Below are 13,300 nucleotides of genomic sequence, written 5' to 3' on the forward strand. Positions count from 1 at the left end.
TGACCAAAATCGAAAAATGGTGGTTCAGGGATAAGCCTCCTGCACCACCATTTTTCGTTTTAACCATCGATTTTTGCTAAGTATGAGCTGTCTCATTCATAAACTTTCTTGCTTTTGAGACAGCCCCGTAATAGGCTTATTGTGTAAGAACAGGAAGTGAAAAAGAATATACTTTTTCGTCTTTATTAATCGGACTATTGTTTTTGAAGTACAGCGTAGGGCCGTCTCTATTCACGTATTGCAGGTAATCGCCTTTGTAAGGCACATCGTTCGTTGTGGCATATTCAATGTCGTCTGCATCGAGCAGTTTTTCGTATAGCTTGACGCTCCCTCCCGATTTTAGGTCAACGAGAGTGAGAAGTCCCGATCTGTTAGGGCGGATAAGAAGATAATCGTCCGCAATGCCTTCGATGAAATAGGTGTCATCATCGCCGCCGAGCTTAACCAGATCCAGCGTTTGTGTCACGTTGCCCGTCCCATCCTCGATGATCCGCAACGACTTACCGTCAGTGAGCAGCAAATGATTTCCGTACTGCGTCACATTGTCCGTATACCGCTGCCAATACTTCACATCGGATTGTCGGATGACGGCGCCATTTTTCAGAATAAGGGTAAAAACATGGTTATTGATATGGGGTTCCCCGTAGTTATCCAAGATCGTAACGAAAAGGAGCCCTTCGTTTGTTTTCTTGAAATCCATCGAGACCCCGTCGTATAGCTGGGAACCGAGATTCGCAATTTTCTTCTGGATGCCGTTATTGCCCGTAACAAACAGCTCGCCTGTTGATTTGACAATGCTATACGTATTGCCTGCGTAAGTTTCGCTGACGCCCGCATACGTATGCAGGCCGCTTGCGCTTATGAGCTGATGCCCCGCATCCCAACGGACGGAACCGCCCTCAAGCGTTTGAACGATGAATCGGGCGGGAACGTAAAGCTCGTCCTTATACATGAAAGGAGCGGCGCCCGCGTCGACGAGACGACCGTCCACTAATCCGATTTTACTCCCGATTCGGACGGCTGCATTTTTGCCGTAGCCGATAAATTCCGCGCGTTGATGCGCCTTATCCCACTGTACGGTCATCCCAGCCATCTCTACGATCGAAACGGGAACGTAGGCTGTTCCGTTTTTGACGAGGGCTCCCCCGGAAGATTCACCGCCGTTATCCCAAGAGAACCGGTAATTTGCGATTCCTCCCGCGTTCACGATGGAAGGAAACACAAGCGCCGCCGCAAGTGCCGCCACCCCAATCCACTTTCTTTTCAACGTAATCATCGCCCTTCTATACATAAAATGCTCTGCACATATAAGACGACTCTTGGAAAGGATAGTTGCAAATCGGGATTTTACGAGAAAAGGAAGGACTCGTCCCCCTTCATATGATGCTGCAGCTCTTCTAATATGCTGTCCATATCTTTGGAGGCCAGCTTGTCAAGCAGCGTCTGATGGTCTTGTACAATCGTATCATTCGAATAGTAACGGATATTCTTGATGAAATGCAGCCGCGTTTGGTTCAAAATACTGCGCCAGGTCATTAATACGGTTCTTTCTACTGCCAGATTGATCAAGGTCTCATGAAACAACATATCGAGCTCCACCAGCTGTTCTAACTTGCCCTCCTTGAAGCAAAGGGTCATACGATCGACGATTTGCTGCAGCTGAGCTATGAATGAATCGTCCATTTGGTGGATATACCGCTGAATGACGAACCATTCAAGATGCATGCGAATCGGAATGAGAATATCCTTCACTTCGTCGATAGTGATATCCGCAACGACGGTTTCGCGATAGGGGTAGGAAATAAGCAAGCCTTCTCTTTCCAATTGCCGGATGGCTTCTCTGATCGGTCCGCGGCTTACGCCCATCTGTTCGGCAATATCCATCTCCTTCAGTCGGCTCCCGGATTGAAGCTCCCCTGTAAGAATCGCATTGCGGATATCGTTCGTAACCTTCTCCCGCAGGGAAATGTTGCTTTGCTGGTCAAAAGTAAAGCCTGCCATCACAAATCCTCCTAGTCAACGTCCGTGAATTGCACTTTCAATAACCTTATCGAGAACATTGTTTCTTGTCAACAAAATCAGAATGACAATTCCACCTTCGAATTTTCTTAGTTTGAATATTGTTGACAATATTCATCTTGCTGTGATTAAATTCAATTTATAGGAGCAGCTCAACAAAATAATCAACATCGAGGGAGATCAATGAAATGAGGGTATTGGCAATCGGAGCGCACCCGGATGATGTAGAGGCATTATGCGGAGGAACACTGGCGAAATGCGCGGCAAGAGGCGATGAGGTAACCATTATGATCGCCACGAATGGTAATGTGGGGTCCCCTACTTTAAGCCGGGAGGAAATTGCCGAGATTCGCAAGAAAGAGGCGGAAGCTTCCGCGGCCTTGATCGGGGCGGATCTGATCTGGCTAGGATTCGATGACGAGTTTCTATTCCATGACCGGAGCACGCGGCTTGCCTTTATTAATGCTATACGTCGAGCGAACCCCGACTTCATGTTCGTACACGGTCCCAACGACTACCATCCAGATCATCGGATCTGCGGGGAAATCGCGATTGACTGTCGTATCCCGGTAACCGTTCCCTTAATCGAAACGGAATATCCCCCAATGGAGAAAATTCCGCATGTATTCATCATGGATAATATTGGTTCCATCGGCTTCGAGCCTGAGGTGTATGTGGATATTACGGAAACGATTGAGACAAGGGGACAGATGCTCAAATGTCATGCAAGCCAGGATATTTGGCTGAAGCATGTTTACGGGATGGATTATATCGAGTTTCTGGCTAGACCGGCTGCGATGCGGGGAATGGCAATTGGAGTCAAGTACGCCGAGGTTTTCCGCAGCTTGCCGATGTATCCGGTAAGCGGGGGGCCGCATCTGTTACCATAAAATGAACCAATCAAGCAGAGGTGTTAAATCATGAACGACGAAACGCAAAACCTGATTTGGGAGTGGACGGGGTACAACGAGGTGCAGTCGCGCACGCAGACTCGGCAATCGCCAGATAGTGATCAGGTCGAAGTGGCCATCCGCGCTATCGGTATATGCGGAACCGACTTGCACATCATGAGTGGCCATGCCGAATTTGGCAAACCGCCGCTCCCGCTCGGCCATGAATTGGCCGGTGTCGTCGTGCGTATTGGCAACGCAGTTACTCGCTGGCGGATCGGGGATCGCGTTTGCATTGACCCTTTAATCGGCTGCGGCACCTGTGAAGCTTGCTTGTCGGGAAACAAACACCGCTGCCCCGACGCCGGCGAAATTGGACTTCATTTCCCTGGGGGCTGGCAGCAGTATATGTTAGTACCCCAATTGAATCTGTATCGGCTGCCGGATTCCGTCAGCTTCGAAGAGGCGTCACAAGCGGAAACCTTGCACTGCTGTTTGGGCGGGATCGACAAGCTGGAAATTCGTTTAGGCATGGATGCAACGGTTATCGGAGACGGTCCGACAGGATTATATTACGTCCAATTGCTGAAAACAGCGGGAGCGGGGCGGGTTACTCTGATCGGCAAACGCGCGAGCCGGCTTGAGCTGGGACGCCTGCTTGGCGCGGATGAAACGGTAAATTTGTCGCCTTCTTTTTCGAATGACATACCTGCAATGGAATCTCAAGATATTGTCATCGACGCGGCCGGGACCGAAGCATCGCTTCAAATGGGTATCGAACTATTGAAAAGAGGCAGTCAATTGTTATTGTTCGGCTTGCCGGGAGCACCTATTTCGGTTGATATCCAAACAGTCGTAATGAAGGAGCTTAAGCTTCTAGGAACAACGAATGCTCCGCATGTGTGGCCGCGAGTCCTTAAGATGATGGCGACCGGTAACGTGAAGGTTAAACCGTTGATTACGCATCATTTTCGCTTTGAGCAGTTGGTTGAAGCAGTCGAATTTGCATGCAATCAATCAGATGAGATTATCAAAATCATTGTCCATAATGATCCAATCGAGGAGGCAAAACCATGAAAATTACAGCCGTCAAAACAAAAGCGATTAAAGTCCCGTTCTTCAAGGGGGAAAAATGGTCTGGAGGTACGCGATACAGCGCACCATCCTTAATCGTGCAGATCGAAACGGATGAAGGCTTAATCGGCATCGGGGAGTCGGTAGGCCCTACAATCCCGGTCATCCAAACGGTTGTGGACAAGGAATTCACGCCTTTTCTCATCGGCCGGGACCCGCTGGAATTGGAGTCTATCCTTGATCAGTTGGAGGAGTATAGCGTCAATTGGAAGCAGATTGGCTACTATGGAATGGCTGGCATCGAGATGGCGTTGCTCGATCTGCGGGGAAAAATATTCAATACCCCCGTATACAATTTACTCGGCGGTAAATGCAAATCGGAAGTGGAGTTTGCCGGCTACATTTTCATCGATACTCCGGAAAATAACGCGCAGGAAGCACGGACGTTCGTGGAAAACGGCTACCGCGAACTCAAGATGAAGGTCGGGCGCGACATCGATCTGGATACCGATCGGGTACGTGCCGTACGCGAAGCTGTCGGCCCCAAGGTTAAGATTCGGATAGATGCCAATCAGAATTGGAGCGTTCCAACGGCAATCAAAGCGATTCGCAAGATGGAGAAATATGATCTGCAAATGGTTGAGCAGCCAACCCGCCATCACGATGTGGAGGCAATGGCAGCTGTGGCAAGGGCAGTAGACGTTCCGATCATAGCCGATGAGGGCTGCGCTACGTTCGAGGATGCTCTGCGATTAATCGATAAGCGTGCCTGTGCCTGTTTCCTTGTATATCCGTCGGAAGCCGGAGGAATTCTCAAAGCGCGGCAAATTGTCGATCTCGCCAACCAAGCCGGCATTTGGTGCGTAACGGGGACATGGGCGGAGACGGGAATCGGCACGATGGGCAACGTCCATTTGGTCGCTTCGTCGCGTAACTTCCCGTTCGCGAATGACACGCATCTTAACTTCATGACGGGTGATGTGCTGAAGGATCCGATTGTCTTTAACCAAGGTAAAATAGCCGTAACCGACCGTCCGGGCTTCGGGCTTGATCTGGACATTAACAAGCTGGACCACTTCGGTCAGAACTTTGAACGTGAAATGGTGTTCTACGATCCGGTTGACCCGAGCTTTCAACCGCGAACGGGCAAAATATTGTAACCTTTTCTCATAATCCAAGATGACTCCTAAGCCTAAAGTCCAGTACGGGATTAGCCAAAGGTCAGATTATTAATTTCCAGTAAATAGCTACGATAGACACGAACATAAAATTTGTCTATCAAATACTAACCTACTGGAGAAGATAATCTGATGAGCGTTTATGGTTTGTTCGATTCCGTAAAGTGGCTAACCCCGTTGGAAATCATTCTATGTTTAATAAATTTAACCGTCTTGGTACGCTATGCGATTCCGGCTGCCAAACACTACAGATGGTTTGATTTCGTACCCAGCTTAGGAGTCATTATATCGATTGCCAGTGTCCTGTATGGTGACACGACTTTGCTAGCTATCGTGTTCTATTCGCTTACTTTAATTATTTTCTTAAGCACGTTAAAGAGGCTCCTTAAGCCAAAACCAAAGCTTGCATTTCCAAAGCGTAAAGTTCTAAAGGTCATCAGAGTCGTCGTGTGCGTCATCGGCATTGTACCTATTGTAATAGCGCTAATGAATGCGGGCGTATTGCGTTACAATCCGACCAGCGATTTGAGCGGAATGAGCTACTCCAAAGCTTTCCTGAAGATGAATGAGAGATTGTCCAAGGAATATCCTTTCGGAGAATGGAAGCACATCAACTGGGACGATCTGAGGAATAAGTACGAGCCTATATTCACGAAAGCCGAGAAGGACAACGATAAGGATTTATACTATAAAACATTAAGAGATTACCTGTTGTCCATTGGAGACGGGCATATCAAGATCGCAAACGACAACGTATATGAAAATAATAAGGTATTCAAGGACGAAGTCGGCGGCGGTTATGGAATAAGCACGGTTCAATTAGATGACGGTAAAGTACGAGTAAGCTTAGTGTTAGAGGGCAGTCCGGCTGCTCAAAACGGGATGAAATTGGGCGCGGAAATTGTATCCTGGGATGGGAAAACGGGAAAGGAAGCCTTTGAACAAACGACATGGAGCGAAAGCAACATGGCGACTAACGAAGTGAAGGCTTATTATCAAGGACGGTTTATGGCGCGGGCGCCGATTGGCAAACAAATCGAAGTGACATTTAAGAATAGGGACGATGATAAGCTAAACAAAGCAACACTAGTCGCCTATGACGACCAATTCGAGACGCTCAAGCAAACGAAAGTGAAAATGACCCAAGAGGATCTGGATGTTTCTCCGATTGAAGGCGACATTACGAAAGATGGATTCGGATACGTGAAAATTAAGCATTTTCTCCCCAAGTCCACTTTTACCGCACCCGAGAAATCTTTTGCTGAGAAGCTGAAGCAGTTTCAGGACAATAAGGTAAAAGGTTTAATTATCGATTTGCGGGATAATCCAGGCGGAGAGGACGCGCTTGCCGCAACGATAGCGGGATATTTCGTGAACGAAACGAAGCATTACGAATATGTCAGCTATTACAACAGATACACGGGCAAGTTCGAGATTAACCATAATGAAGTCGTTAAGGTAAATCCTATGCAGCCATACTTCGACGGCAACATCGCCATCTTGATCAATAGTAGGACCGGAAGTTCGGGAGAAGGGATTCCGCTCGTCTTGAAGGGCTTGCCGAATGTCCGGATTATCGGATTTACGTCCACGGCCGGTTCGTTCGGTATAGTAGGACAGCCGATAGAGATTCATATGCCGGACAATTATATCCTTAAATTCCCGGATGGCAGGTCGCTTAACAAAGACAAAGTGATACAAGGCGATGCCGACTATACAAGGCAAGGCGGAGCTGTTCCCGATATTAAAATTCCGCTAAACGAGCAGATGTTTACCGAAAAGTACATCGATGGGCAAGATGTGGAGATGAGTTATGCGATTGCGGCTTTGAAGAAGTAATTTGAATGTACAAAGAAATCGTTCCTTACGTAAATGGTTGGGTGGCACCTCTATTTTACCGAAGAACGGTTTCTTTTTGCGTTAACGGCAAAGAAGCTGCCCATAAGTATACTTGAACTTGTGGGAGCCTCTACTTTGCGTTATGTTTTTTTTGGCAGCCGATCTGCTTGCTTCAAGGCTTCGCGGATCAAATATTCGAGGTGTCCATTGACGCTGCGGAATTCATCGTTGGCCCATTGTTCCAATGCGCGATAGATGTCGGGATCGAGGCGAAGGGGAAACGCCTTTTTGTCGGCAGCTATATGCTTTCGCCTCTCATGTATATAACGTCCCCGCATTGATAACCGGGGTTGCGCCCTTGTCTGATACGATTGCAACCATCAGGTTGTTAGTCATGGCCGCACGTCGTTCGCTGTCGAGCGATATCCCCTTTTCTTCCAACTGACGCAATGCCATCTCTACCATTCCTACCGCACCTTCGACGATTTTATGCCGCGCGGCTACGATGGCGGTTGCCTGTTGGCGCTGCAGCATAGCGCTGGCAATCTCCTGCGCATAAGCAAGATGGGTTAGGCGAGTTTCCAGTATATGAACTCCGGCTAATTCTAATCGATTCTGGAGTTCTATCATTAATTCGCCGGCAACATCATCCGCATTTCCGCGCAGAGAGAATTTCTGGTCTTCCGAAAAGGTGTCATACGGATGCTGAGCGGCAATATGACGGACAGCCGTTTCACTCTGAATTTCTACGAATTTTTCATATTGATCTACATCGAAGCTTGCTTTCGCCGTGTCCACGACTTTGAAGACGACGACGGCAGCAATCTCCACCGGATTCCCTTCCGCATCGTTCACCTTAAGCTGCTGACTGTTGAAGTTGCGCACCTTCAGCGACACCTTCTTCTTGGAAGAGAAGGGAATGACCATCCATAACCCGCTATCCAGAACGGTGCCCTTATATTTCCCGAAGAAGGTAATGACCTTGCTCTCATTCGGATGCACGATGGTTAGTGAGGTCATGCCAATGAGGAATAAAACAGCTTGAATGATTCCAAGTACAATGAGGAGAATATTCGGCGTGTCTCCACTTCCCGCAGCAAATGAGAAAATGAGCCCAACTAGAAATAACAGGGATAGGAGCAATACGGTAAATCCATTCATGTGCCAAGCTTTCCGTTCTTTCATCGACAACACCTCGTAAGTTTTATGGTTTAGTTTAACCGGTGCTTGCAAAGGCAAACCATTATTAAAGATCAGCGAGTATCATAATGATATTTTTATGATATCATTTATTGAATAAATTTACAAATTTAAACGTTCAAATAAAAATGAACGAATCCAAAATCTTTGGACGTTGCGGGAACCGGAGTCCTTTTTCATAATGGAAGTTAAGCGCTTACAAAATGGAAAAGAGGGATGTTGATGAGAAGGATACGCCAGATCATTCTGTCCGTTGCATTGATTTTACGATTAATACAGGGGGCGAAGTTGTCCCGCTGTCCGAGGAAATCGAGCACGTTCGCAATTATTTGACGATCCAGGAGCTGCGATTCCAGAACAAATTTACCGTAAATTGGAAGCTGGACGAAACGATGTTAAGCATGTCGGTATTGAAGTTCATTCATTTCCATTTATACAATCCCTTTGACATGATTAAATAGAAGCTGATGGACCAATCAGAATCAAAGAACCGCTAAACCTTGCGATCCGAAATACGGGTAGTGGGTCGAAGCGGCAACCTGCAATCTGACTAGACTACCATCATCTTTGATATTAAAAACTGAGACTGTGCCCTGATTACCGTTAAGGGTGTAAAAATTGTATCCATCTTTGCTCACTCCAGCATCTATTGGCAGGCCGGTAGGTGTGCCTTCTGGTGTACTGGTAATATGCCCGTTAACCGTCAGTGCTCCGCTGCCATCTATAAGGTAGGTGGATATTGTGCCGCTAAGGGTATTGGTGGTATATGCAAAACGTTCATTCCTCGTTGTTGTAACCCAGCAAGCTGTCTTCTGGCCGTTCGGCACTGAGCCACTGATAACATTAAGAATCCCGTTGTCGCTCACTGAATAGGATGACAGCGCGCTAGATTGTACCTCCGCAACTAAAAGGATTCCTGACGATAAGAAACAAGCGCCCAACGGTCTCATACCATTAGAATCGTTAATGATTGGTCCTGTAACTGTACCATTTTCATTAACATGGAATACACTGAGACGGTTTGTAGTAAGCTCGGCTGCGACGATTTTACTACCATCTGGAGTGAATAAAACCTGGGCTGGCTGAGCATTAATTGTACTTAAAGAACGGTTGGAGCACGGAATATGAGTAAGACGTCCGTTATTATCTATGCGAAAACCAGAGATATTGGATGCAAAATTGTTAGCGGCATTACCTACATTTGAAACATAGAGAATATCACCGAATACATCTATGCTATTTGGCTGAGCACCTTCCGATGGCTTCACATCGGTGAGAATGGGTGCTCCGCTGTCGGTTATGACGAAACTACTGATACTATTGCTGCCTGCATTAACTGCAAAAAGGAAACGTCCATCGCGTGACAAAGTTAGTGAGCCTTGTGATGTAAGGGGATCGATGCCATCATTTGGTGCTGCAGGTGTCACTATCCTTGTACCCGTGCCTGTTCCATATGTTGGGTAGTAACCCATAAAGGTGAGTATTCCCTTCGTGTCCCGGTAAAAAGCAACGACTTCATTCATTGCTTCCCTATTGGTCATCATGTAAACCATCCTCGGCATTTTATGACTCTCCTCCTTCGAGCAGTTATTTGCTCAATGTTTAATATTATTCAATACTTCCAGACTAATACTTTATTTTCTCAAGACACATGTCGCGTTTGTGGATATACAGCTATAGGGATATTTGGTAACCTGAAGCTGTCTTATCCGATATTCATGACGCGGGAGGGTAATCGAATGAGCAAGATTCGAATCGGTATGATTGGTACGGGGGGCATTGCGGAGTGGCACGGCCGTCAATTGCTAGAGTTGCCTGAAGTCGAGATTGTCGCGATAGCTGACACCAGCGAGAAAAGCAGGGAAACGTTTATCGGCAAGTTCAACCTCTCAGACCCACGACAGTTCGCGGATTATGAAGAGATGCTTGATCTAGTAGAGCTGGACGCCGTCGTCATCTGCTCCCCTCATACGCTGCATTACAAGCAAGCGACCGATGTGCTGAACCGGGGTCTTCATGTCCTGATCGAGAAACCGATGACTTGCTCTTCCGCTGAAGCTAGACAATTAATCGAAACGGCGAAGAGGTCGGGGAAAATATTGCAGGTATCCTATCAGCGCCATTTTCAGCCAGAGTTTCTATATATTAAGGATGCCATCGCAAGGGGAGAAATCTCAATAACGGCGTCCTTGTACCAAGAGTGGAGGCAGGGGACGCCGGGAACGTGGCGTCAAAATCCGGCTTTGTCCGGAGGCGGGTTCCTTATGGATTCCGGCAGTCACATTATCGATGTCTTATTATGGACGACGGGGCTTACTCCGCTAGAAGTAAAAACGCAGCTGCATCAGCATGGCTCGCCTGTCGAGATCGACACCTTCACTTCCATCCGTTTCGCCGAAGGAGCGGTTGCCGGCCTGAACCTCGTTGGCTACGCGCCATGCTGGCAAGAAACCTACGTATTCTGCGGGGAGGAAGGCGGGATTTTCTACGATAATGGGAAGATCACGCTTCGCCGCTATAGGGAGGAGCCGATCATACCAGAGCTTCCGCCGCAAACCACGAACCAGGACAGGAGTTTCATCGATGCGATTCTCGGCCGGCAAGAAGTAGCGGTAAGCGGAGAATTTGCCTACAAGGTCGTGAAGTTCTCGGAAATGGTGTACGAAGCTGCCGGATACTCCCCTATCGAAAGTAAGGGGGTTGAAGAAGGAGGGCTTGAAGCATGAATTTACGCATAGGCATGCGAATTCCGCCTAAGATCGGGGAAGAGGGGATCCAGAAGGTTGCCAAGTGGGCGGCTAGTGCTGGCTTGGATGTTCTCGATGTGCCCGATTTGACGTCCGAAGTGAAGCAAGCGTTGGATCAAGCGGGTATTGGAATCGGTTCGGTGGATGCCCATCACGTTGGGCAACTGCTCAGCCGAGATGAGATGCGCCGCGCGGATGCGGTGGAAGCGATTAAGAAGCAAATGGATGGTATGGCGGCGCTCGGCGGACGGGTTCTGTTTATGTGTCTCGTACCCGAGGACCATACGCTTCCGCGCGCCGAAGGCTTCGCTATTTGGAAGGAGACGTTCCCGGATATCGTCAAGCATGCCGAGAGGGCCGGAATCTATATGGCAATCGAAGGCTGGCCGGGACCGGCGCCGCATTATCCGACGCTCGGATGCACGCCGGAGATGTGGCGGGCGATGTTCAAAGCGATTCCCTCGAAACATTTCGGTATGAACTACGACCCTTCCCATCTGGTGCGGCTTGGCATAGATCACATTCGAGTTTTATCCGAATTCGGCGACAGAATTAACCATTGTCATGGTAAAGATACGGAAATCTTATCGGACGAATTGTACGAATACGGTAATCTTCCGGCAACGTTCGGGGCGAAGTACGGGTTCTCGGAAGGTTCTTGGCGGTACACGATTCCCGGACAGGGAGAGGTAGAGTGGATTGAAGTCGCCATACGGTTGGATCGGCTCGGTTATCGCGGCGCGATCAGCATCGAGCTGGAAGACCATCATTATTGGGGCTCTCTGGATGCGGAGCGGCAGGGCATCCAGAATGCCGCGGCTCATTTGAAGATATATTTTAAGTGATCCTCCGTTGCCGAAGCTTAAACAAACATGCTATGCTTCATTAAAAGACTTTAAATAGACAATGTCTGTAAGCGACGGAGGATTTCCATGCAGAGCATAACCGACCCAACCACGGAGAAAGGCATTTCCATCGGCATTATCGGCCCAGACGCTTTAGTGAAGCGAATTTTGAGGGTGCTGAATTCTTTCCCTTCTTTCCGGCCGATTCCGAAGATATACGGGAAAGAAGATGAGGCACCCGGGCTGGCCGAGGAAATTTCGGGCGACGTAGAAGCGGTTCTCGTATCCGGTCCCATGCCGTACCGCAGAATCCGGGAAGAAACGAGCCTGAAAGTGGCGTTGCATCATGTGCCTTTAACGGATACGAGCTTCTACAGGGCGTTGTCCCGGATCAAAAATTCGCTCGGACCGGAGAAGACGTTGCGTGTTTCTATTGACACGCTTGGGATGCAAATGGTGGCCAAATCATTAAAAGAAATCAATGAAACCCGCATCACGGCGACTCATTTTGACGGTTCGTCTTATTCGTCCCGTGAAACCTTAATTGCTTTTCACAAAATTCTTTACGAGTCGGGTGCATGCGATGCGGCGATGACGGCAGAAGGATCGGTAGCTCAAGCGCTGTCTGAATTAGGCATTCCGAACGAATGGATTATCCCGACCGATCAGAATATTACCGTTGCCCTAGAGAGAGCCTTATTGTCGACGGAAACCCGGCAGAGCAAAGAAGCGCAAATTGTTGTCGGCCTTCTGAATGTCGATCATTTCGAGAAGCGGATTCATACCCACTCCTCGGAGCATGAGGTTCAGAAGTTCAAGCTGGAAATACACCGGATGCTGCTGGATTACGTAGAGTCGCTGGACGGTTATTTGACTCATCTCGGCGGGGATGAGTATTTGTTTTTTACGACACGCGGAATATTCGAAAGAGAAACCGGGGGCTACAAAACGATCCCGCTGGGCAGGCACGCCTACCAAAAATTCGGCCTATCCCTCAGCATCGGAATCGGATTCGGCCGTTCTGCCAATGAAGCCGGTACGCACGCAAGGGCTGCTCTTCGCAAATCGAAGGAAGCGGGCGGAGATACTTGTTTTATCGTCAGGGAGGACAAGACATTAATCGGACCGCTTGCGATGGCGGATCCGCTGGAGTTTGCCTTGTCTATAACGGATGCTGGATTAATTAAGAAGGCAGAGGATGCGGGAATGACCTCTGTTTATTTGAGCAAGATGCTGGCTCAAGTGGCTCGAACCGGCAGAACGGACTATATGGTGCACGAGCTTGCCGCCATATTGGATATTACCGTAAGGAGCACGCATCGATTATTGCTGCAGTGGATGGATCACGATTTGGTCCGAATCGCGGGAGTGGAGAAGGTTCCCAAAGGCAGACCGCGCCAAATTTTCCGCCTCTCTTTTCTGGAGGACAAAGTTGGAGGATAAACGGGGAGGAAACTCGATCCGCGGGGCTTCCTTCGTCTATTTATAGACAACTTAAAGATTTGTCT

General features: G+C 48.4%; 13 protein-coding genes. 8 read left to right on the plus strand and 5 right to left on the minus strand.

Translation table 11 applies throughout. The features are described from left to right. Positions 1–136 precede the first annotated feature (136 nt). Together K7P76_RS06905 and K7P76_RS06910 are read right to left on the minus strand one after the other, a co-directional pair. Positions 137–1,267 carry a copper amine oxidase N-terminal domain-containing protein gene (locus K7P76_RS06905; RefSeq protein WP_232184482.1) on the minus strand — a complete coding sequence of 377 codons (1,131 nt, stop codon included), beginning with the start codon at positions 1,265–1,267 and terminating at the stop codon, positions 137–139. 80 nt (positions 1,268–1,347) lie between these two features. Beyond that, complete coding sequence (locus tag K7P76_RS06910) at positions 1,348–2,001, minus strand: GntR family transcriptional regulator (RefSeq protein ID WP_232184483.1); 654 nt, start codon at positions 1,999–2,001, stop codon at positions 1,348–1,350. A gap of 206 nt (positions 2,002–2,207) precedes the next feature. On the opposite strand from K7P76_RS06910, the gene K7P76_RS06915 reads away from it, so the two are divergent. From K7P76_RS06915 to K7P76_RS06930, 4 genes are all read left to right on the plus strand, one after another. Then, a complete protein-coding gene (locus K7P76_RS06915; protein ID WP_232184484.1) occupies positions 2,208–2,909 on the plus strand; it encodes a PIG-L deacetylase family protein in 702 nt (233 codons plus the stop codon). Positions 2,910–2,939: 30 nt separating this feature from the next. Further along, positions 2,940–3,986: a zinc-dependent alcohol dehydrogenase gene (locus tag K7P76_RS06920; RefSeq protein ID WP_232184485.1), complete on the plus strand. Its 1,047-nt coding sequence runs from the start codon at positions 2,940–2,942 to the stop codon at positions 3,984–3,986. Then, complete coding sequence (locus K7P76_RS06925) at positions 3,983–5,143, plus strand: mandelate racemase/muconate lactonizing enzyme family protein (protein ID WP_232184486.1); 1,161 nt, start codon at positions 3,983–3,985, stop codon at positions 5,141–5,143. Before K7P76_RS06920 ends, K7P76_RS06925 begins: the two co-directional genes overlap by 4 nt. 150 nt (positions 5,144–5,293) lie before the next feature. After that, positions 5,294–7,000, plus strand: a complete 1,707-nt coding sequence (locus K7P76_RS06930; RefSeq protein WP_232184487.1) for a S41 family peptidase — start codon at positions 5,294–5,296, stop codon at positions 6,998–7,000. Positions 7,001–7,140: 140 nt separating this feature from the next. Here K7P76_RS06930 and K7P76_RS06935 read toward each other — a convergent pair whose 3' ends face one another. Both K7P76_RS06935 and K7P76_RS06940 read right to left on the minus strand, forming a co-directional pair. After that, a complete protein-coding gene (locus tag K7P76_RS06935; protein WP_232184488.1) occupies positions 7,141–7,338 on the minus strand; it encodes a type II toxin-antitoxin system antitoxin in 198 nt (65 codons plus the stop codon). Further along, the gene (locus tag K7P76_RS06940) at positions 7,316–8,185 is read right to left on the minus strand and encodes an SPFH domain-containing protein (RefSeq protein WP_232184489.1); all 870 of its coding nucleotides are present in this window, start codon (positions 8,183–8,185) and stop codon (positions 7,316–7,318) included. The genes K7P76_RS06935 and K7P76_RS06940 overlap by 23 nt, the downstream gene beginning before the upstream one ends. A 218-nt stretch (positions 8,186–8,403) precedes the next feature. Between K7P76_RS06940 and K7P76_RS06945 the strand changes: the two genes are divergently transcribed. Further along, a complete protein-coding gene (locus K7P76_RS06945) occupies positions 8,404–8,661 on the plus strand; it encodes a sensor histidine kinase (RefSeq protein ID WP_232184490.1) in 258 nt (85 codons plus the stop codon). A 21-nt stretch (positions 8,662–8,682) separates the two neighbouring features. Here K7P76_RS06945 and K7P76_RS06950 read toward each other — a convergent pair whose 3' ends face one another. Beyond that, positions 8,683–9,753 carry a lactonase family protein gene (locus tag K7P76_RS06950; RefSeq protein WP_309244743.1) on the minus strand — a complete coding sequence of 357 codons (1,071 nt, stop codon included), beginning with the start codon at positions 9,751–9,753 and terminating at the stop codon, positions 8,683–8,685. Between the two features lie 186 nt (positions 9,754–9,939). Here K7P76_RS06950 and K7P76_RS06955 point away from each other — a divergent pair, with 186 nt between their 5' ends. The 3 genes from K7P76_RS06955 (at position 9,940) to K7P76_RS06965 (ending at position 13,235) form a co-directional block, all read left to right on the plus strand. Further along, entirely contained in the window at positions 9,940–10,926 is a 987-nt protein-coding gene (locus K7P76_RS06955) for a Gfo/Idh/MocA family protein (protein ID WP_232184494.1), read from the plus strand. Beyond that, a complete protein-coding gene (locus K7P76_RS06960) occupies positions 10,923–11,792 on the plus strand; it encodes a sugar phosphate isomerase/epimerase family protein (RefSeq protein ID WP_232184495.1) in 870 nt (289 codons plus the stop codon). Before K7P76_RS06955 ends, K7P76_RS06960 begins: the two co-directional genes overlap by 4 nt. 87 nt (positions 11,793–11,879) lie before the next feature. After that, the gene (locus tag K7P76_RS06965) at positions 11,880–13,235 is read left to right on the plus strand and encodes a GGDEF domain-containing protein (protein WP_232184496.1); all 1,356 of its coding nucleotides are present in this window, start codon (positions 11,880–11,882) and stop codon (positions 13,233–13,235) included. The last annotated feature ends 65 nt before the right edge of the window (positions 13,236–13,300 follow it).

This window comes from Cohnella silvisoli (genome assembly GCF_021190915.1).
Lineage (GTDB): Bacteria > Bacillota > Bacilli > Paenibacillales > Paenibacillaceae > Cohnella > Cohnella silvisoli.